A 21610-nucleotide genomic window follows, 5' to 3' on the forward strand; every position below is an offset into this window, starting at 1 on the left:
CCAACTTAAGAGGACTGTTTATGTTGAAAGTAGCTATCTTGGCATATGAGCAAATAGCCACGTTTGAATTGGCCTGTGCTATCGAAATTTTTGCCTTACCAAGAGAATATAAAACCTGGTATCAGACGGATGTGGTTTGTTTTGACCGTACCCCCATGAGTGCCACTGGCGGTATAAAAATTACTGCAAAACCAATTAAAAGTTTGTATAGGTATGACACTTTAGTTATTCCAAGCTGGACGACTAACAGTAAACATGTTCGCTTAGACATGGCGGAGAAAATTAATGAATTTGCAGAACAAGGAAAACGCATTATTTGTTTTTGTTCTGGGGCGTTTTTACTGGCGCAACTAGGATTATTGCAACACAGAAAAGCTACAACACATTGGCGCTATAGTGACCAGTTTCAGGAGAGGTTCCCAAAAGTAAACTTTGTAAACGATGTACTTTATACCCATGACCAAAATATTAGTTGTTCTGCCGGTAGTGCTGCAGCTCTAGATTTAGGTATCGATATCATTCGTAAAGATTTTGGTCATAGTATTGCTAACCAAGTTGCAAGGCGTTTGGTTATTTCTCCACATAGGAGTGGTGGACAGACTCAATATGTAGAGACACCTATCCTTAAGAATGCAGGCTCTTTTAGTGCAACATTAGATTGGGCGATTGAAAACATTAGCGAAGCTATCAGTGTTGCTGAGATGGCTGAGCAAGCTTGTATGTCTAGAAGAAGCTTTGACCGTCACTTTAAAAAAGCATTAGGAACTAGCCCTAAAGCTTGGCTTAACCAGCAAAGAATTAATTTAGCGAAGCAAATACTAGAAGTTGAAACTCTTTCAATCGAGCAACTGGCTAATAGAGTTGGTTACGATAACGGTATTACTTTAAGGTTCAATTTCAATAAATATGTAGGGGTAGCCCCTAGTCAATATCAAGCACAATTTAAATCAAGTTGAGTAATTATTCACTTTATATATGCTTTTTACTCGAGCCCTATGAATTTGTAATGGTTGGCCTGTTTTAGGCCAACCTTAGGTAAGTAAAATATTTATCAATATTAAAAATTGGCCAAATTTAATATTGCTTTGAACCTTACTATTATTTCTTTATGAGCTGATTACCATTCTTTATTGCACGAATTAATAGAAAAACGCCACAAACAAAGAATGGAATACTCAAGGCTTGCCCAGTGTTTATCCAAATATCACTGTTATAAGCGGCTTGCTTTACTTTAACGAATTCAATAAAGAACCTAGCGGTGAATACTAAACATAGGAATACCCCTAGTAATGCACCTGTGTAGTGTTTGATCTTTGTAAAACGGTGTAAGCAATATAAGGTGGCAAAAATCGTGAGGTATGAAAATGCCTCGTATAATTGTGCTGGGTGCCTAGGAACTAAATCAATACGTTCGAAAACAACTGCCCACTTTACATCGGTTTGGTGTCCTATAATTTCTGAATTGACAAAGTTTGCTACTCGAACAAAGAAACCAAACAGTGGTGTAGCAATGGCTAATCGGTCCAATAACCAGATGTAACCGACTTTAAATTTTCTTTGGAAAAGATATACGCTGATGATGACGCCTAGGCCCCCACCATGGCTGGCTAACCCTCCTTCCCAAACAGCTAATATTTTTAATGGATTGCTCAGGTAATATTCAGGGTCATAGAAAAGACAGTGGGCTAATCGTGCACCAATGATAATTCCCAAAACACAATACATTAATAATGAGTCTAATAGCTCTAGATTAACTTTTTCTCGTTTGAATATTCCTTTCATGACCTGTAGACCAGCTAAAATAGCTGTTGCAAACAAAGCGCCGTACCAATGTATAGTTAGGCCCGCAAAGGAAACCAAGATTGGGTTCGCGTTCCAAGTGAAATACTCCATTTAATGTAGCCTTTTTATTCTTTAATTGACGATAGTTATTTGACGATATTGTACCTGATTGAAATGCAGCAAACAGACTATGTTTTAATAAAAATTGGATTATTTATTAGCTGAAGAAGCTCTGGTAGAGCGTTTAAATTTGGGAAAGTTCCCTGTTATAACAATGTAATAAGCGAAGGCAGACAGTAATGTAAAAACTATCATACTCGTTGAAACATCGCGCCAGCCTTTGGTAAACAAAGTGTATATCAACATACCTACAACCAGAAGAGTGGGGCTCGCCACTAAAGCTATCATGACTCTAACATTCGCAGGAAGGGAAGCTTTAACACTAGTTTGTGGTTGCACTAGCTTTACTCATTTTAATGAATTAAGAGTTAACGATAAAGCTGTAACTTGGAGAGTGCAAGGACAGTTATAAATTTTCACTATTGATTTTTGAGGGCCAATGCTACTTTAGATTGAGTAGGTTTATTAAGAGCTCGCATTATACTTAAGCCGGCTTGAGTCAATTTATGTAGATCAATTCCAGTGTTTATTGCCATGCCATTTAGCATATAGACTAAATCTTCGGTGGCTAAATTTCCTGAAGCTCCCTGTGCATAGGGACAACCGCCAAGGCCAGATACAGCGCTATCTACAACAGCTACTCCCTGTTGTAAAGCCATTAAAACGTTAGCTAATGCTTGTCCATAGGTGTCATGAAAATGAACCGCTATTTGTTTCAAATCTATCTCTTCACTGATTTTGTTTAACAATTTTGCAGTTTTGTTGGGAGTTCCCACACCTATAGTGTCTCCTAAGGATATCTCGTAACAGCCCATATCTAGCAAGGATTTACATACAGTTGTGACCTTTGAAGGGGATATATTACCTTCGTAGGGACAACCTAAAACACAAGAAACATATCCTCTTACGGGCAAGTGATGTGCCCGTGCCATGTCTAATAAAGGCTGAAAGCGAACCAAACTTTGTTGTATCGAGCAATTGATGTTTTTTTGTGAAAAGCTTTCTGATGCTGAAGCAAAAACTGCTATTTCGTCTACCGAGCTAGATAATGCTGCTCTAAGCCCTTCTAAGTTAGGGGTGAGAGCTGAGTAGTGCACTTCTGGTTGGCGTGTTATGTGTTTAAAGACTTGGTCGCTATCCGCCATTTGTGGTACCCACTTAGGCGAGACAAAGCTTCCTGATTCAATATACTTACACCCAGCAGCAGCTAATTGCTCGATAAGTGTAATCTTTGTTTGTAGTGGAATAATGGACTTCTCGTTTTGTAGTCCATCTCGAGGCCCCACCTCTACAACTTTTACATAATTTGGGTACATAGGAGTTAGTTTTCTGTAGCAACAAAGCTGAGCAATTGAGTGCCATCATCGACTAAGTCCCCAGATGAACAATAAAACGCTTTCACTATGCCAGCTTGCGGTGCTTTGATATTGTGTTCCATTTTCATCGCTTCCATGACAACTAAGGTTTGTCCTTGGTTAACAGGTTCACCAGGTTTGACCAACAAGGTAACAATTGTGCCGTTCATAGGGGCTACAAAATTGTCATTACTGCTGGTGGGCAACACCTCTCCTAAATCTATTGGCTGCTCACTGAAGTTGAGTGAGTGCCCTCCATAAAAAATCACATGTTGATTATTATCTGATGCCACAGTAGTTGTGGTTTTATGGCCGTTTATGGTGGCCTCTAATTGGCGATTTGCTAACGTCCCATAACAGGTGTAAGTATTCCCAGCTATGGTGAGTATATATCCCTGTTGCATATTTTGTTGAATTTGCTGTACTTGTACTTCAATCGTTAGCTGGTCTGCAATGAGTATCAAATTTTTAGAGTGCTCCGCATTGTTGCGCCAAGAGGTAACTTGCGACCATGGAGAATACCTATCTTGGTTTTCTTGCCTGATAGGCTGATTTTGTAAGGTGTCTAACAATAAAAATAGAGCCGCTAGAGGGGGTAATATGGGCGGTTTCTCTGTGATTACTGGAAATAAACTGGTTTCGTTTCTATGGATAAAGTTAGTATCTATTTCCGCAGACTTGAACTCTTGGCTAGATGTTAACCTATGTAAAAAGTGAGTATTAGTTACCACTCCTTGTATGTGGTATTCAGTTAAAGCTTTGGTGAGTCGTTGTAGGGCTTTATCTCTGTTCTCATCCCATACTATAAGTTTAGCTATCATGGGGTCATAATAAACAGTGACTTCATCACCCTGACTCACACCTGTATCAAGCCTCACATATTTGGACTCTAGAGGTGGTTGTAATAAGGACAATGAGCCCGTCTCTGGTAAAAAGTCATTGCTTGGATCTTCAGCATAAATCCTGGCCTCAATTGCGTGTCCATGAATACGTAATTGGTTTTGAGTTAATGGCAATACTTCATTATTTGCGACTCTTAATTGCCACGCCACTAAATCTTGGCCTGTGATCATTTCAGTAATTGGGTGCTCAACCTGTAGGCGGGTGTTCATTTCCATAAAGTAGAATTGGTCATCAGCGTCTAACAAAAACTCAACTGTTCCAGCCCCCACATAATCAATCGCTTTGGCTGCTTTTAATGCAGTTTTTCCCATACTCTTTCTTAATTCTTCAGATATTCCAATGGCTGGGGCTTCTTCAATTATTTTTTGGTGTCTTCTTTGAATAGAGCAATCTCGTTCAAATAAATACACACTATTACCATGCTGATCACAAAATATTTGAATTTCAATGTGTCTTGGTTGAGTAAGGTATTTTTCAACCAACATTACATCATCATTGAAACTGGTTAGGGCTTCTCGCTGTGCCGCTGTCAAGGCGTCTGTAAATTCAGCACTACTCCATACTTGCCTCATACCTTTACCGCCACCGCCAGCCGCCGCTTTTAATAAAACGGGGTAACCTATTTTTTCGGCGTGAGCTTTTAGATGAGCAGGGTCTTGATTACTGCCGTGGTAACCGGCTATTAACGGTACTTGAGCTTGTTGCATGATACGTTTAGCTGCGGATTTAGAGCCCATAGTTTGAATGGCGGAAGGTGGGGGACCGATAAAGGTAATCTTGTTTTGTAAACATAAAGAGGCAAAATCGGAGTTTTCTGATAGAAAACCATAGCCAGGGTGAATGGCATTTGCTTTTACATTTAGTGCTGCTTGAATGATTCTTTCACCCTGCAAATAACTATCTTTTGAAGGAGAAGAGCCAATATAAACTGCCTCATCAGCCAGTTTCACATGTAATGAATTTTCGTCAGCATCGGAATATATGGCTACGGTAAGTATTCCCATCTTCTGGGCTGTTTTGATAATTCGGCAACTGATTTCCCCACGATTAGCAATTAATAATTTGTTAAACATTGGTAGGCTTCCAATTGGCAGGGCGTTTTTGTAAGAAAGCATTTAAACCTTCTTGGCCTTGCTCTGACACTCTAATCTTGGCTATTTTCTCACTAGTGATAGAGATGATGTCTTCAGATTTATTTAAGTGCTGTACTTCTTGTATCAATTGCTTAGCGGCAGTAATTGCAAGAGGAGAGTTCTTTAGTATATGTTCAACGATGTTTTCGATAGTTCTGTCTAGCTCTTCTTCAGCGACTGCTTCATTTAAAAGCCCAATTCGACGGGCTCTTCTAGCTGAAAATACTTCTGCTGTGCTGAAGTATCGTCTTGCTTGTCTGGCGCCTATGGCTTCAATTACGTAAGTAGAGATGGTAGCCGGAATTAATCCAAGTTTTACTTCACTGAGGCAAAACTTACTTAGTTTACTTCCTATTGCCATATCACAGCAGGCAATCAAACCAATGGCACCTCCAAATGCCGCACCTTGAACTCTGGCAATGGTAGGTACTTTTAGCGTGTTGAGTAGCAGTAACATATTTGCGAGGGCGTTCGCATCGGCCAAGTTTTCCTGGTAGGTGTATGAAGCCATGCGTTGCATCCAGTTTATGTCAGCACCTGCGCTAAAACTTTTACCATTAGCCGCGAGCACCATAGCTCTTATTGAATGGTTAGACTCTAGACTTTGAAATATCAGAGTAAGTTGATTAATTAGTTGGTGGTCAAATGCATTGTGAACGTTTGGGCGGTTTAATGTCACGGTCGCCACACCTTGATCATTTATTTCGAGCAATACTGACGCCTCAGATGTATTGGCGTTTTGAGCAAGCTGTTCTAAGTTTGATAAGGTCATTATGATTTATCCTTACATTCTAAAGACGCCGAAACGGCTTTCTTCTATAGGTTTATTTAGACTTGCAGAAATAGCTAACCCTAAAACTTGGCGAGTGTCAGCTGGGTCTATTACGCCGTCATCCCATAACCGTGCAGAAGCGTAATAGGGGTGACCTTGGGTTTCGTAGGTATCGATAATAGGCTGTTTAAAATTAGCTTCTTGTTCAGGGTTCCATTGCTCATTATTTCGTTCTATTTGCTCTCTTTTGACTTGAGCTAAAACGCTGGCAGCCTGTTCTCCACCCATGACTGAGATTCTGGCATTTGGCCACATAAACATAAATCTTGGGTCATAGGAGCGACCGCACATTCCATAATTTCCAGCGCCAAAGCTTCCTCCGATTAGCACTGTAAACTTGGGGACTTTTGCACAGGCTACAGCAGTAACCATTTTAGCTCCGTGTTTTGCAATGCCTCCTACTTCATATTGTTTACCTACCATAAACCCGGTGATATTTTGTAAAAACACTAAGGGGATCTTACGTTGAGCGCATAGCTCAATAAAATGGGCTCCTTTTTGTGCTGACTCTGAAAATAATATGCCGTTGTTTGCCACTATACCTACTGGGTACCCATAAATTCTGGCAAAGCCACAGACTAGTGTTTGTCCAAATAGAGATTTAAATTCATCAAATTCGGAGCCGTCAACGGTTCTTGCTATTACTTCTCTTACGTCATAAGACTGACGATTGTCAGCAGGGATAACGCCGTACATATCTGTTACTGGGTAATTGGGTTCAATTGGTGGCTGTATGTCTAGTGCTATAGATTTTTTTCGGTTTAATCTTGCAATAGTATCTCTTGCAATCTTGATGGCGTGTTGATCATTGTTTGCAAGGTGGTCGACTACTCCTGATATTCGACAATGTACATCGCCACCACCTAGTTCTTCGGCACTAACAAGTTCACCTGTCGCAGCTTTAACTAAAGGTGGGCCGCCCAAAAAAATGGTTCCTTGTTGTTTAACTATTATAGACTCATCAGCCATGGCAGGGACGTAAGCTCCACCTGCTGTGCACGAACCCATTACAATTGCTATTTGTGGAATATTTTGTGCGGATAAATTAGCTTGGTTGAAAAAGATACGACCAAAGTGTTCACGATCTGGGAATACTTCGTCTTGATATGGCAAGTTTGCACCACCTGAGTCCACTAAATATATGCAGGGCAAGTTGTTTTGTTCAGCTATTGTTTGGGCTCGCAAATGCTTTTTTACTGTTAATGGATAGTAGCTGCCCCCTTTAACTGTGGCATCATTTGCAACAATTACACATTCAATACCAGACACTCTACCGATACCTGTAATAATGCCTGCGGCGGGAACCTTATCTTTGTAGACCTTGTGGGCCGCTAACGTTGATAACTCCAAAAATGGCGAGCCTGCATCAAGAAGCTGATTAATCCGTTCCCTTGGTAGTAGCTTTCCCCGAGCTAAATGTCTGTCATTTGCTTCGGTGCCACCACCAAGTTTTATGTCTGCGGTTTTATCTTTTAAGTCTTTAACCAGCTGACTCATATGCTCTGTGTTAAGAATAAAATCCTGACTTTTAGTATTTAACTTACTGATAATACAAGGCATTATTCGGCTCCAATAAATGTTTAGTAAAAAATTAGATCAAACAGATTCTTTAAATAATTCTCTACCAATTAGCATTCGTCGAATTTCAGAAGTGCCAGCGCCTATTTCATAGAGTTTGGCATCTCTTAATAACCGACCTGCTGGAAATTCATTCATGTAGCCATTCCCCCCTAGAAGTTGGATAGCGTCCAAAGCCATTTTTGTGGCGAGTTCAGCAGCATATAAAATCGCTCCAGCTGAGTCTTTTCTGGTGGTCTCTCCTCGGTCACACGAACGAGCTACAGAATACACATACGCTCTTGCCGCATTCATTTGTGTATACATGTCAGCTACTTTTCCTTGAATAAGTTGAAACTCTCCTATTGCTTGACCAAATTGTTTTCTATCGTGAATATAAGGAAGTATCAGATCCATGCAGGCTTGCATGATCCCTAAAGGTCCACCCGCCAAGACGACCCGTTCATAATCTAAACCACTCATTAGTACATTGACGCCGCGGCCTTCCTCATCAAGAATGTTTTCTTGGGGGATCTTACAGTCTTCAAATATAAGCTCACATGTATTTGAAGAGCGCATACCTAGTTTGTCTAGCTTTGTGGCTTGAGAAAATCCTAGGGTATTCCGCTCTACAATAAAGGCTGTTAACCCTTTTGCGCCAGCATGTTTATCGGTCTTTCCGTAAATGACAAACGTATCGGCGTCAGGCCCATTAGTGATCCACATTTTGTTGCCATTAAGCACGTAATCTTTACCCTGTTTTTGGGCATGTAATTTCATACTGACCACATCAGAGCCAGCATTAGGCTCACTCATTGCCAGTGCGCCAATATGCTCACCGCTTACAAGCTTTGGTAGATATTTTTGTTTTTGATGGGAGGTTCCATTCTTAAAAATTTGATTAACACATAGATTAGAGTGGGCTCCATAACTAAGGCCAATACCGGCGGAGGCTCTGCTTATTTCTTCCATAGCAATCACATGGGCTAAATAACCCATATTTGCCCCACCATATTGCTCTGAAACAGTAATACCTAAAAGCCCCATTTCTCCGAGTTTGGGCCATAACTCATTGGGGAAACTATTATTTCTGTCTGCTAGGTCGGCAATCGATGCAATTTCCGCCTGAGCAAATTTGCATACCTGATCTCGAAGCATGTCTATATTGTCACCAAGACCAAAATTGAGGCTAGGGTATATATTCATGATGCTGTAGCTTGGGTAAGCGCATTTAGTTCAGACTGGCACCGAGCTTCAACTTCATGTAATTCAGTCATTAAAATTTCTATGTCTTGTAACTGCAGCTGCATCTGAACTTTTTTCTCAGCTGTCATTTTTAACATGGCTTGTAACTGTGCTTGAGAGTTCTGGTGTGTGTCGTATAAGTCAAACAGAGTTCTGGTTTCTGATAATGAAAACCCTAGGCGTTTACCTCTTAGGATAAGCTTCAACCTAACCCAATCTTTATTTGAATAGATACGCTTTTGCCCAACTCTGGAAGGATTTAATAATCCTTGTTCCTCATAGAACCGAATCGTTCTAGGAGTAATATCCATAGCTTTTGATAGTTCACCAATACTAAAGTTCTGTTCTTTCATAATTGCTTGCCCTGTATTTTAAGGAAGTTCTTACAAAAACTAACTCCACTTAACGTTTACGTAAACTGAATGTTAATGTAAAGTGTGAATTGTGTAAAATCAAGTATTCTGTTACGACAACTCAGAAATTGTCTGCTTATTTTCAGGGCTAAGTGTGCAGATATTTTTACAAACATTGAAAATTTAAGGAGTATTTATGTCTGATCACTCAATTGTTATTGTTGCTGCTAAGCGCACCCCAATGGGTGGTTTTATGGGGAGTTTGTCTCCGGTAACCGGCACTGAACTTGGATCTCATGCGATTAAGGCTGTGCTAGATGACAATGTTTTATTTCAAGTTGATGAAGTTATTATGGGGTGTGTCTTATCTGCAGGCATGGGGCAATCTCCCGCTAGACAAGCGTCTTTGGGGGCAGGCTTGCCCTTTTCAAGTGGTGTGACAACTGTCAATAAAGTGTGCGGCTCAGGTATGAAAGCCGTAATGTTGGCCCATGATTTAATTAAAGCTGAGTCTGCGGAGGTGATTATTGCCGGTGGTATGGAGAGCATGACAAACGCACCTTATTTATTGTCTAAAGCACGTAGTGGTTATCGAATGGGCCATGGACAAATGCTTGATCACATGATGTTAGATGGTTTAGAGAATGCTTACGATGGTCAAGCAATGGGGTGTTTTGCTCAAAGGACTGCTGACTTAGAAGGGGTTACTCGAGAAGCGATGGATGAGTATGCACTATCAAGTTTACAGAAAGCTAATGAAGCACAAGCATCAGGAGATTTTACTGATGAAATTTCCCCAGTCACTATAAAAAGCCGTAAAGGCGAAGTGCTAGTAGATAGTGATGACGGCCCTAAGCAAGCTAAACCTGAAAAAATACCTAGTTTAAGACCTGCCTTTACTAAAGACGGTACGGTTACTGCTGCCAATTCTAGCTCTATCTCAGATGGTGCGGCTGCCTTGTTAGTTATGAGTAATGCTAAAGCAAAGGCTTTAGGGCTTACGCCATTAGCAAAAATAGTGGCTCATGTTTGTAACGGTATCAAGCCTGAAGACTTTACCGTTGCGCCGATTGGAGCAATGGAAAAATTATTAAGTAAAACCGGTTGGGCAAAAGATGAGGTGGATTTGTTTGAAATTAATGAGGCTTTTGCCATGGTAACTATGCTAGCAATTAAAAAGCTCGACTTAGATCCTAATAAAGTTAATGTAAAAGGTGGAGCATGTGCTTTAGGACACCCAATTGGAGCGTCCGGTGCGCGAATTTTAGTGACACTAATCCACTCGTTAAGACAAGGGGGTCTTAAAAAAGGAATCGCCTCTTTGTGCATAGGTGGCGGTGAAGCTACTGCCATTGCTGTAGAAGTAATCTAGTCAAGCTTTGATGCTTATTTGAGGTTTTTAGTGAGTGTGGTGAAATATTTATAAGGTTTTTGGTAAATAGGACAGTTTGTTTTATACCAATAGCTTTACATATAAAATTCGCCACATTTCCTTTTCGGTGCATTATGCAGAATCTTAAATCTCTTACATTACTTAAACTCCTTCAAGAGAAAATCCTTTCATTCAAGTAAGGTCTTGTATAAGCCTTTTAATATTTTGCTAAATGATTGATGATTGAAACAATCTAAAGATTGAGCAAATATTTAATGACAACACTTTTTTTGAATACCCTAGCGGGTCTTAGCTTAACGCTAGTTTCATTTCTTACAATTGCATCAAAACCTCTAATCACATTCCCAACTGGTGAAAATAACCTAGCTTACTCAAAGGTCGCGGAGTTACCTTTTTCAACTGCCGATGTGAAAATATCTTATGGTCCAAATCCTCTGCAATATGCATTATATTGGGAGGCTAGAGTCGCAGGCCAAGTTGATAAGCGCCCTTTAGTGGTTTTGATTCATGGTGGTTGTTGGCTAAGTGCTTACGATATTCAACACACTTACGCTTTAAGTACTGGGTTAGCTCAGGCTGGTTTTAATGTCTGGTCTTTAGAGTATAGGCGTACTGGTGACCTAGGTGGAGGTTGGCCGAGTACATATGATGATATCAAAGCAGGTATCCTTGCTTCAGCTCAATATAAAAATGGAGAGTTCGAACTGGCTAATTCTGTTTTAGTTGGGCACTCAGCTGGTGGACATTTAGCTTTACTTGCAGGTGGAGCAATGAGCGAGTTAAAAGGAGTGATTGGATTAGCGGCGATTAATGATATAGAGGAATACGCACGTGGTTCAAATAGCTGTCAAACAGTTACCAAAGATTTTATGGGGGGGATGCCTAAAGACAAGCCTCAGCAATATAAATTAGCCAATCCAAGTAAACAGCCATTACATCTTAATAGTTTCTTATTACAGGGTACTCAAGACAATATAGTGCCTGCTTTTAATTTAGAAAAGTTAAACCGAAAAGTAGTTATGTTAGATGGAGTGGGGCATTTTGATTGGATCCACCCAGGCTCAGAAGCTTTTAAAACCCTTACATTTTATTTAAATGAGCTTAGTAAATGATTTTTGAAGAAGTAAAAGCATTAGATAAAGCAGATCCCCTTTACACAAAGCGGTTTGAATTCGACCTCCCAAGTCACACCATTTATTTGGATGGTAATTCATTGGGGGCATTGCCAAAGTCTGTAAAAAAAAGAGTGTCAGAGGTAGTTAGCCAACAATGGGGTAATGATTTAATCAAGAGCTGGAATAATCATGCTTGGATTGATTTACCCATTTCCGTTGGTGAAAAAATAGCACCACTTATAGGGGCGAGTGAAGGGCAAGTTATTTGCTGCGACTCAATTTCTGTTAATTTGTTTAAGTTGCTATGTGGTGCTTTAAAGCTTAACTCAACTCGTACTAAGGTTGTGTCAACGAAGGATAATTTTCCAACCGACCTTTACATGGTTCAGGGGGTAACAGACTTATTAGGTGAAAATTTATGTGAGCTTGAATTAGTAGAAGAGCATTTAATTGAGCAAAGTCTGAATCAGTCAGTGGCTGTTTTGTTACTGACACAAGTGAATTTTAGAAGCGGTAAGTTATTGGATATGGAAAAGCTGACAAAGCTCGCCCACGAAAAAGGCATCTTAGTGATTTGGGATTTAGCTCATAGTGCCGGTGCTTTACCTGTTGAATTGGATAAATGTAACGCTGATTTTGCTGTCGGTTGTGGCTATAAATACTTAAATGGTGGTCCTGGCTCACCTGCGTTTTTGTATGTAGCCAAACGGCATCAAACTAGTGTGAAACAACCCTTGTCCGGTTGGATGGGCCATGCAAAACCGTTTGATTTTGAGCCCAGATATCAAGCAGCGCCTAACATTAGTCAATTTCAATCTGGTACTCCTAGTGTGATTGGCATGAGTGCTTTAGATGCAGCACTTGATGTTTGGCAAGACGTAGACATGCTGCAAATCAGAAATAAATCCAAGGCATTAGGTAACCTTTGTCTTGAACTTATACGGCAGAATGAAAGCTTGAAAGGGCTTCAGTTGTGCTCACCTGACACCGACGAGCATAGGGGAAGTCAATTGGCTTTTGCACACGACCATGGGTTTGCTATCTGCCAAGCTCTGATTGAAAAGGGGGTTATTGCTGATTTTAGGGCACCTAATATTTTACGATTTGGTTTTACACCACTTTATACGTCTTATGAAGATGTTTGGCAGGCAATAGACATGCTGTCGAATATTGTCAAAAACGAAACTTATAAAGAGCCCCGTTTTAATGTTTCTTTGAAAGTTACCTAGAAAGTTCCACTATTCCATCGCATCTAAATTTGTTCGTATTTTGTGATACCGCTCTTGTTGTGCATGACTTAATTGACTATTTTCAATAGTGGTAATACATTTTCTCAAAAGTTTGCTTGATACTGAGGGTAAACCAAATTTAGCCGCTTTTGATGAGATAGTTTGCATAAGATTTAAAGCAATAGAGGTGTTTTTAGGCATGATAGTAAATGCTTGTGTAAAGATTTCTATTGCTTTTTCTAAGTCTCCCTTCTGATAATGATCTACTGCAGTGTTGTTTAAATCTTTGGAACTATGCTTAATCGTCGATTTTTCTTGTTTTTCTTGATTGATATAATGTAAGAATATTTCTCCCTGATCTGGGTCGCTTTTACATAGGACTTCTATTTGCTCAAGAATAGCTTGTGACCTTTCGTGTAACCCTAAATCATGGAGAATTTTAGCTTTGTCTAACAAAGCATCAGGCCCTTCGTTATCCCAACTATCTTCATCTAACTGGTCTAGTAACGCTAAGGCATTGTCTTTTTCATCCTCAAGGTAAAATAACCTAGCGTTTATGACCTTTATTTGCTCGTCCATTTCCGCTTTAGGGAAAGCCTGGTTAAATTGTTTTACATACTCATTTGCTTGTTTGATTAAACGTTCAGTATCAGCGGCATCTGTTGTCATAGCATAGTCAATACCTGCTCTTGCAACGTTTAGGTAATTTTCTGGTTTATCATGAATTGAGTTTTTGGCAAATCGAACAATCTTTTTTGCGGCTTCAAATTGAGTTTCATAGTCGTGTGTGATTCGAGATAAATCCATAGCCGTTTTATGTCTTCGAATGCTCCTGGGAGAAACTTCAGTTGCCATGATGACGCATTCTAAAGCTGTTTCAAAATCGTTCTGTTTTATCTGCAATGCCGTCAATAAATCGTATGCGGCTAATTGTGAATCCGGTTTAAAGGCTAAACGTAACACTAGTTTTTCAGCCTCTTCATCCTCATCCAAATGTAAATGACTATTAACTAAACCTAATTGAGCCCAAGTAAATGTTTGAACCTTCAAGACTGCAAGATAAAACTCTTTAGCTTCAAGAAACTTACCTGAAGCTGTTAGCATTTCACCTTTAATTTTAAGGGCAAGAGGGAAGAATTCAGAATGCTTAGGATTGGCTAGAAATAATTCTACTTCAGATAATGCGCGGTTATAATCTTGCTTTTCTATACATAAATACACTTTGTGTAAAACTTTTTTTCTAGTTAGTACCCTACTTAATCGGCGATCTAAGTCTTTGACTGTGAAGGGCTTAGCTAAAAAGTCATCTGGTTGTAACTCTATAATACTTTGTACTAAATCGGAGTTGGTATCAGCGCTGATAAAAACGAAGGCCGTGCTTAGAGGGAGTTCACCGTTAGTTTTTATCTCATCGTAAAAATAGTATCCATCTTGCTCCCGCTTTAAATTATAGGAGCAGATAATTAAATCAAACCGCTGACTACGAATGGTGGTCAGTGCAAGATTTATCTTATCTACATAGCTAATATCGTTAAACCCTAGCTCTTCGAGAGAATACTTCATATATCCTTTAGCTAAAGCTTGATCATCAACGATAAGAACTTTGGTATTTTGTGCGAGTTGTAAATTCATTGAAAACTAATTTTCCTTCTATCTTTAAAGGTTATCGTATTTCTAATTGAAATAATAAGGACAAAAATCAAAAAATAAAAAAAATAAACAGAAGTTAAAATTGTTAATTGGGTTTTATGAATCGGCATTTTGCTTTTGTATTATCCAAGTGGGTGTGAAAATATATTCTCAGAGGCAAGCTAAATATCTATATTACTGGGGAAAAGGTTAACCCCCACTAGACTTGATAGTATTTTCTTTTCAGTTCGTTGGTGCGCTAATGATATAACATGAAAATGTAATATCATTAGCTTCATAACTAAATGATGTGTTTAGTTCGATATCACCAAGTTCTATCTATATCCGCGTTGTTATTTATATCACTTATAGAGCTATTTAAGTGATAGTATTTAATGACATCGGCGTTTATTTAGCAACGCTGATGTCCCTTCGTGTTGCTTAGACGTCTATAGTTAAACTACTTTTCTAAGAATTGGTTTATCGATATGAAGCACTATATCAACTGGGCCAACAGGAACCCTTATTCTGATTTCATATGTTGCGCTTGTTAAACCTGCTGGCATCTGCTGGAATTGAGATGTCACAATAGTCCCAGATATCGCAGCGGTGCTGGTTATTGCATCATCATCAACGCTTTCATTAGTTGACTCAAAAACGTTGTTTAATAAATTCATAGTGATGTTTGCAAGACCTGTTACTGAGGTTGCACTATATCTAGCCATCAATACATATACATCATCTATTGTAGATGATGAAAGAGCTACCGTTTGTCTAAGTCTTATAATGCTGGACGTTGCTGTTGCTTCGCCCGAAAGCGAAATAGTTTGAGCGGTTGTGTAATCGCCGTGAATATTTTCGGATTTACTTAGTGTAGCAGTTAAGCCATCAGCATTAGCATTGAGTTCGAACGCAAAGTCATCGGCAACAACACCATTAGCGTCTGCTCCTGTAATCGTACCAGCCTCGCCAGACATAGAAGGGTTGGGTAATAAATTATCTGATAAATATCCGACAAATCCATCACTAGACTCAACTGCTAACTTTATATATTTAGCTTGCTCTGCACCAATAACTAACGAGCCATGAAGATTCAGCCCTCGACCATCAGCAAGCATTGTTGATGTGTCCATTAGTCCCGCTGATGTTGTGTCTACAATGACATTTGGTAAATCAATAGTAGCCATCCAATTGTTAATGGCTTCTTTAAGCGTTAACTGTTCATCATCCCATGCATAAGCACCGCTTCGGTCTGGGATAGTATGTAGCATTACAACATCAGCACCGTATGCTTTGTACAAACTAATAAGTTTCAATATGTTAGCTTTGATTGTGTCAATATCTACCTTGTATACCACGTCGTCAGACCCGATTTGTACGCTGATGATTGGCTGCATGTAACCCGCGGTTGTTTCGATTCTGTTAAGCAATGTGCTAGAAGAGGCTGCGGTTGTCCCTTGGTTATATCCTTCGAACGCAATTAAGCGGCCATCTAAAGCAGCTTGAATACCGTAAATTCTTGACATTATGTCAGATGCATTTGAGCCTGTAAGTACGTCTCCCTCAAATAAAATACCTGTAGTTTTTGGCAGTCTTGAAATACTGGCTTTGGCTACAGCTTCACTAATTAAAGTTGCGCTAGGAATTTTATGAGCTTTTTCTAATGCGTCATTTGATACTGCTGGCACATTCTCAAGCGTTAAAGTGGCGTCTGGGACTAGCTGCAAAACCCAATTTTGACTGTAAGCATTGACCCCAAACTCCATTGGAGCGGAACCGGACTGGAATGCACCAATGTCTGGGGATGAATAGCCGTCATTGATATTATTAACCGCAATACCTGAAGCTATGCCAGGGCTAGATTCTGCAAGTTGGAATACGCCCTTCCCAGTCGTAAAAATCGTGTATGAATCTGTTATTTCTGCGTAAGTAGGTTGGTCATAAATACCGTGATATTCTTGCACCGTCCCGCTGTCTATTCTGCCGTTGTATAAGTCATAATCATAATTGCCATTGTCGCCCGTCTGTCCATTTATGCTGGGTCTGTCTGGGTCGCACACTTGTAATATGTTATTACGAGACATGACATTATCCATGTCTCCGCCCCAACCTAAACCAGTTGATGCGCCCACGGGAAAAATTCTATTATCCACTGTAGGCTGCAATATAGTATTACTAAAAATCAATAACTTGCCGCCGGTGTAGGGAGCTTTTTTCGCAGTTTTAATAAAGCCTCCGGTACCAGATTCATCACTCCACGGCTCGTTATTACTCTCCTGACTAATATTATAAACATTTTCCCATATGTATAGGGGTCCAATAGAAGTGCCTGCTGTTGCTATGGCTGTGTATGTGTTTGTTATGTAATTCCCCCAAATTCTGACATTTTTATTTGCACCTTCAGACTCAATGCCATCATCCCAGCAGTGTGATATATAATTACCATAAATATCAGAGTCTTTGTTAGGGGAACCTTGATAGCTGTAATTTTCTGTAGCGCCTATCCCATCATTAAAGTAATGGTCATCATCAGAGTATATTTCGTTATATCTGATAACATGGTTCCCAGCTGTGTTCTCTAAAGAAATAGCTTGAGCGCCGTCTGGGTGATTATTTCCTTGATCACCTGGTTCGGTCCAATTGTTTGAGTCATGCCTAGGGTGGTGTATTTTATTTCTTTGAATAACGTACATATATGCGTCGGGGTCTTTTGAAAACACACCACTATCAAAGTTAAATGCAAAAGCGTCAGGATCATCTTCGTCATCTGAACGCCCCCATTCACTTATGTCATTTTCTTCCACTATGACGTGATGAGTTCCTGCACTTAAATAAATGGCGTGACGCACAGCATCTACAAGAGTTAAACCTCTAATAATGACATAAGGCACATCCACTCTAATATTGTATGTGCCACCAGTTACAAGTGCCGCGCCTATTGGTCCTACGGTATAAACTACATAACCTTCTTCTTCGCTGCCACCATTTGTGATTACTAGTGTCCCATTTGTATTCTCGGGCAACTCAACGACTGATTTCTCTGTAAAATTTTCATTTACCGTTTTTGCAATCGTGGTTTCAGTTTCACCAGATTCTAAAGTTAATTTAACCTCGTAAGTTGTGTTTGAAAACAGTTTGACTATACTGCCGCGATACTCGGCATCTCCATAATCACCGCCTCGTCCGTCGTAAACCAAATCTATGCCACTTTTCCATGTTTCAGACCCAACAGCTCTATATTGTACGCTGCAAGAATTTGATTCGCCCGCGCTCTGGGCGTCAGCCCAATACACGCTAATATTATGAAATGTTGGAACGGTCGTTATCATTTTCAATCCCTATTCCTGTTAGTTGAAATGGTTTGTAGAACTTCAGTTTTCTTAATAGGTCAATCCTTAGAGCTGTACTGGGAGATTGTTAATTAAGATCCTGTGTTGTCATCATTATGTTTATATTAATCCAAGCGGTATCCAAAACCGTAATAGCCAGAACGACAGTATAATCATCGTTTTTATTTTATCGCTGCCTGTATCGCTAACTTATGATGTACTGTCGTCGTTGGCAAGGAAGTGGAATATGCTCTAAAACTTATTGTAATAACTAACTTAAATGTTGATTTAACGTTAATTTTTGGCGCTATTGCGACTTCTTCTACAATGTTTGTGTTTTATTCATAAAGCCTAATTTAACTTCCACTTCGAGTTCATTAATATTTTTATATCACGCCGATTGCTTTTTGGGTATTATTTTTGCCGATTCTTTAGTTGTGAGTTTCTTTAATTTAGCAAACCCTCATAAACTCTAGATGTCAGGGAGTTATGAAAATAGAGAACGCTAGTAACAATGGGGTTTTCTGAGTCATTGGTGTATGAGCAAAATAAAGGGTTTTTAACCGTCTGTGAGTCCCATTTTTCGGGGGGGAGATGATGTAAAAAGGGTAGGTGTTGCAAGCTATAGGTCTTGAACTATCTCGAAACATGTTTTGTAAAAGGCGGCTATGCATTGCAATTGTAAGTTTTGGGGTAATTGAAAATAAATAGGTTTTGTAGAGTACTAGAAATGATAAAGCCCTAAGTAAAATAATTACTTAGGGCTTAAATGTGGTGGACGCTACTGGGCTTGAACCACCTCGACTCATGCTTTGTAACGAATGGCGATGCATTGCAATTGTAAGTTTTGGGGTAATTGAAAATAATTAGGTTTTGTAGAGTACTAGAAATAATAAAGCCCTAAGTAAAATAATTACTTAGGGCTTAAATGTGGTGGACGCTACTGGGCTTGAACCAGTGACCCTCGCCTTGTAAGGGCGATGCTCTCCCAACTGAGCTAAGCGTCCGAATTTTTTGTAACTTGAATCGAAATGAATCAACTCACTTAATAATGTGGTGGACGCTACTGGGCTTGAACCAGTGACCCTCGCCTTGTAAGGGCGATGCTCTCCCAACTGAGCTAAGCGTCCAAATTTTTTGTAACTTGAATCGAAATGAATCAACTCACTTAATAATGTGGTGGACGCTACTGGGCTTGAACCAGTGACCCTCGCCTTGTAAGGGCGATGCTCTCCCAACTGAGCTAAGCGTCCAAATTTTTTGTAACTTGAATCGAAATGAATCAACTCACTTAATAATGTGGTGGACGCTACTGGGCTTGAACCAGTGACCCTCGCCTTGTAAGGGCGATGCTCTCCCAACTGAGCTAAGCGTCCAAATTTATTTATACTGGTTTGAACCAGTGACTCTTGCCGCTTCTTGTAATAAGAGTGGCGATGCTCTGTCTTTCTCTAACTGAGCTAAGCGTCCAAATTTATTTATACTGGTTTGAACCAGTGACCCTTGCCGTTTCTTGTAATAAGAGTGGCGATGCTCTGTCTTTTTCTAACTGAGCTAAGCGTCGAAGTTTTAATACTTATTGGCTGTTGCCTCTAAGTGGAGCGCTATTATAGGTGTGGACTTTTAACTGTCAACACTAAAATGAAATTTATTGTTTGTATGCGTAAAAAGTGTTCGCTTTTGATGATAAAAAAGCCGTTTGACGAAAAATTAATCGTATTTTATTTGCAAAAATAGTTTTTAGGAGTAGAGCTAGATAAATGCTCTAAACAATATGTAAATTCAAAGCTTTGGCTGGTAAAATACAAACAATTATTTCAATAGGTTTTTTCAATGACAGTGGTAACACGATTTGCTCCTAGCCCTACAGGCTATTTACATGTTGGCGGCGCACGAACTGCGCTTTATTCTTGGTTATACGCAAAAAGTAAAGGTGGAAAGTTTGTACTTCGTATTGAAGATACAGATATCGAACGTTCAACCCAAGCTGCAATCGATGCAATTCTAGAAGGAATGCAATGGTTAGATTTAGATTGGGACGATGGTCCTTTCTATCAGACTGAGCGCTTTGACCGTTACAATGAATTAATTGATCAATTACTTGCCGAAGGAAAAGCTTACAAGTGCTTTATGCCTGCTGAAGAGTTAGATGCGATTCGCGAGCAGCAAATGGCTAATGGTGAAAAGCCCCGTTATCCAGGCACGTGGAGAGACCGCACCGATCACCCTGTTGATCAGCCTTATGCAATTCGTTTTAAAACACCTCAAGAGGGGAGTGTGGTTATTAAGGACCATATACGTGGCGATATTGAAATTGCTAACAGTGAATTAGATGATTTAATCATTCGTCGTACCGATGGGGCTCCAACTTATAACTTCTGTGTGGTTGTAGATGATTGGGACATGGGGATTAGCCATGTTGTACGTGGTGAAGACCATATTAATAATACGCCTAGACAAATTAATATATTACAAGCGCTTGGCGCGCCGATCCCTGAGTATGCTCACGTATCTATGATTTTGGGTGATGACGGTAAAAAATTATCAAAGCGTACCAATGCTGTAGGTGTAATGGAATTTAGAGATGATGGTTATTTACCAGAGGCCTTATTAAATTACCTAGTGCGTTTAGGTTGGTCTCACGGAGATCAAGAAGTTTTCACAAAAGAAGAAATGATAGAGCTTTTCTCTTTGGATGCTATTGGTCAGTCTGCCTCTGCATTTAATACCGATAAACTAATTTGGTTAAACCAGCATTACATTAAGACTATGCCAGCAACTGAAGTAGCAGAGCACGCTAAGTGGCATTTTGAGCAACAAAATATTGATTTAAGTAATGGGCCAGCCTTAGAGGATGTTATTGAAATACAAGCTGACAGGGTAAAAACTTTAAAAGAGCTAGCTGAGATAAGTGCTTATTTTTATCAAGAGTATGAATCTTTTGATGCAAAAGCGGCTAAAAAACATTTACGCCCGGTTGCAAAAGAGGCACTAGTGCTTGTTCAATCTAAATTAGCAGCGTTGACTGAGTGGAGTACAGAGTCTATTCATAATGCAATCAATGAAACGGCTGAGGAGTTAGAGGTTGGCATGGGGAAAGTGGGTATGCCATTGCGTGTTGCGGCTACCGGTTCTGGAAACTCGCCTTCTTTAGATTTAACTTTAAACCTGTTAAAACCTACTCAAATTGAGCAACGTATAACCAAAGCGCTGGAATATATAGCAAACAGAGAAAATTCTTAAAAAAAGCGTTGACATGAAAAGGGCAGATGCCTAGAATGCGCCCCGCTGTCACGGAATGACACCTACTTATTAAGAAAGGCGAAAGCCAAACGATAAGTTAGGGGCCATAGCTCAGCTGGGAGAGCGCTTGCATGGCATGCAAGAGGTCGGCGGTTCGATCCCGCCTGGCTCCACCAATATCAAGGAATTGTTTACTACCACCTAGGCCAGTAAACAGAATGATAGACAAAAATTTAGTGTTTTTGTAAAGCATCAAAAGTTAGGTCGCGCGATTCGCAGGCTCATCTTGCCTTACAAAAGCTTATCGAAGCACGCTTCGATGAACAAAGTTTCTATGTTGGATGAGGTCGCTCAGTTCGCTGGCTCACTTCACCTGACAAAAAATCTGCAAA

At 39.8% G+C, this 21610-nt stretch carries 14 protein-coding genes and 5 tRNA genes; 6 read left to right on the forward strand and 13 right to left on the reverse strand.

All coding sequences use genetic code 11. The annotated features are described in order from the left end of the window. Positions 1 to 20: 20 nt before the first annotated feature. Positions 21 to 956 (forward strand): GlxA family transcriptional regulator, encoded by a 936-nt coding sequence (locus EOK74_RS14015; protein ID WP_133470650.1) that lies wholly within the window; start codon positions 21 to 23, stop codon positions 954 to 956. A gap of 142 nt (positions 957 to 1098) precedes the next feature. Here the strand turns inward: EOK74_RS14015 and lgt are convergent, their stop codons facing one another. The 7 genes from lgt to EOK74_RS14055 form a co-directional block, all read right to left on the reverse strand. Further along, positions 1099 to 1893 carry a prolipoprotein diacylglyceryl transferase gene (gene lgt / locus EOK74_RS14020; RefSeq protein WP_133470651.1) on the reverse strand — a complete coding sequence of 265 codons (795 nt, stop codon included), beginning with the start codon at positions 1891 to 1893 and terminating at the stop codon, positions 1099 to 1101. Positions 1894 to 2321: 428 nt separating this feature from the next. Next, positions 2322 to 3218 carry a hydroxymethylglutaryl-CoA lyase gene (locus tag EOK74_RS14030; protein ID WP_133470652.1) on the reverse strand — a complete coding sequence of 299 codons (897 nt, stop codon included), beginning with the start codon at positions 3216 to 3218 and terminating at the stop codon, positions 2322 to 2324. 5 nt (positions 3219 to 3223) lie between these two features. Continuing rightward, on the reverse strand, positions 3224 to 5233 hold the full coding sequence (locus EOK74_RS14035; protein ID WP_133470653.1) for an acetyl/propionyl/methylcrotonyl-CoA carboxylase subunit alpha: 2010 nt from the start codon (positions 5231 to 5233) through the stop codon (positions 3224 to 3226). After that, entirely contained in the window at positions 5226 to 6065 is an 840-nt protein-coding gene (locus EOK74_RS14040; RefSeq protein ID WP_133470654.1) for an enoyl-CoA hydratase/isomerase family protein, read from the reverse strand. Before EOK74_RS14040 ends, EOK74_RS14035 begins: the two co-directional genes overlap by 8 nt. A 12-nt stretch (positions 6066 to 6077) precedes the next feature. Then, the gene (locus EOK74_RS14045; RefSeq protein ID WP_133470655.1) at positions 6078 to 7685 is read right to left on the reverse strand and encodes a carboxyl transferase domain-containing protein; all 1608 of its coding nucleotides are present in this window, start codon (positions 7683 to 7685) and stop codon (positions 6078 to 6080) included. Between the two features lie 36 nt (positions 7686 to 7721). Next, the gene (locus EOK74_RS14050) at positions 7722 to 8888 is read right to left on the reverse strand and encodes an isovaleryl-CoA dehydrogenase (RefSeq protein WP_133470656.1); all 1167 of its coding nucleotides are present in this window, start codon (positions 8886 to 8888) and stop codon (positions 7722 to 7724) included. Next, entirely contained in the window at positions 8885 to 9280 is a 396-nt protein-coding gene (locus EOK74_RS14055; RefSeq protein ID WP_133470657.1) for a MerR family transcriptional regulator, read from the reverse strand. The genes EOK74_RS14050 and EOK74_RS14055 overlap by 4 nt, the downstream gene beginning before the upstream one ends. Positions 9281 to 9476: 196 nt before the next feature. On the opposite strand from EOK74_RS14055, the gene EOK74_RS14060 reads away from it, so the two are divergent. The 3 genes from EOK74_RS14060 to kynU all read left to right on the forward strand — a co-directional run bounded on the left by EOK74_RS14060 (position 9477) and on the right by kynU (position 13017). Beyond that, a complete protein-coding gene (locus tag EOK74_RS14060; RefSeq protein ID WP_133470658.1) occupies positions 9477 to 10652 on the forward strand; it encodes a thiolase family protein in 1176 nt (391 codons plus the stop codon). 275 nt (positions 10653 to 10927) lie between these two features. Further along, the gene (locus tag EOK74_RS14065) at positions 10928 to 11785 is read left to right on the forward strand and encodes an alpha/beta hydrolase family protein (protein ID WP_133470659.1); all 858 of its coding nucleotides are present in this window, start codon (positions 10928 to 10930) and stop codon (positions 11783 to 11785) included. Beyond that, complete coding sequence (kynU, locus tag EOK74_RS14070; protein WP_133470660.1) at positions 11782 to 13017, forward strand: kynureninase; 1236 nt, start codon at positions 11782 to 11784, stop codon at positions 13015 to 13017. Before EOK74_RS14065 ends, kynU begins: the two co-directional genes overlap by 4 nt. Before the next feature lie 9 nt (positions 13018 to 13026). Here kynU and EOK74_RS14075 read toward each other — a convergent pair whose 3' ends face one another. From EOK74_RS14075 to EOK74_RS14100, 6 genes are all read right to left on the reverse strand, one after another. Beyond that, positions 13027 to 14649 carry a response regulator gene (locus tag EOK74_RS14075; protein WP_133470661.1) on the reverse strand — a complete coding sequence of 541 codons (1623 nt, stop codon included), beginning with the start codon at positions 14647 to 14649 and terminating at the stop codon, positions 13027 to 13029. Between the two features lie 452 nt (positions 14650 to 15101). Further along, positions 15102 to 17975 (reverse strand): SGNH/GDSL hydrolase family protein, encoded by a 2874-nt coding sequence (locus EOK74_RS14080; protein WP_133470662.1) that lies wholly within the window; start codon positions 17973 to 17975, stop codon positions 15102 to 15104. 931 nt (positions 17976 to 18906) lie between these two features. Beyond that, positions 18907 to 18982 (reverse strand) — tRNA-Val (locus EOK74_RS14085). A gap of 47 nt (positions 18983 to 19029) precedes the next feature. Continuing rightward, positions 19030 to 19105 (reverse strand) — tRNA-Val (locus EOK74_RS14090). Between the two features lie 47 nt (positions 19106 to 19152). Next, positions 19153 to 19228, reverse strand: a tRNA-Val gene (locus EOK74_RS14095). Positions 19229 to 19275: 47 nt separating this feature from the next. Then, positions 19276 to 19351: transfer RNA gene (locus EOK74_RS14100), tRNA-Val, on the reverse strand. Between the two features lie 457 nt (positions 19352 to 19808). On the opposite strand from EOK74_RS14100, the gene gltX reads away from it, so the two are divergent. Beyond that, a complete protein-coding gene (gene gltX / locus EOK74_RS14105; RefSeq protein ID WP_133470663.1) occupies positions 19809 to 21218 on the forward strand; it encodes a glutamate--tRNA ligase in 1410 nt (469 codons plus the stop codon). Between the two features lie 100 nt (positions 21219 to 21318). Next, a tRNA-Ala gene (locus tag EOK74_RS14110) sits at positions 21319 to 21394 on the forward strand. Positions 21395 to 21610 lie beyond the last annotated feature (216 nt).

The organism is Paraglaciecola marina (assembly GCF_004360155.1).
Taxonomy (GTDB): Bacteria; Pseudomonadota; Gammaproteobacteria; order Enterobacterales; family Alteromonadaceae; genus Paraglaciecola; species Paraglaciecola marina.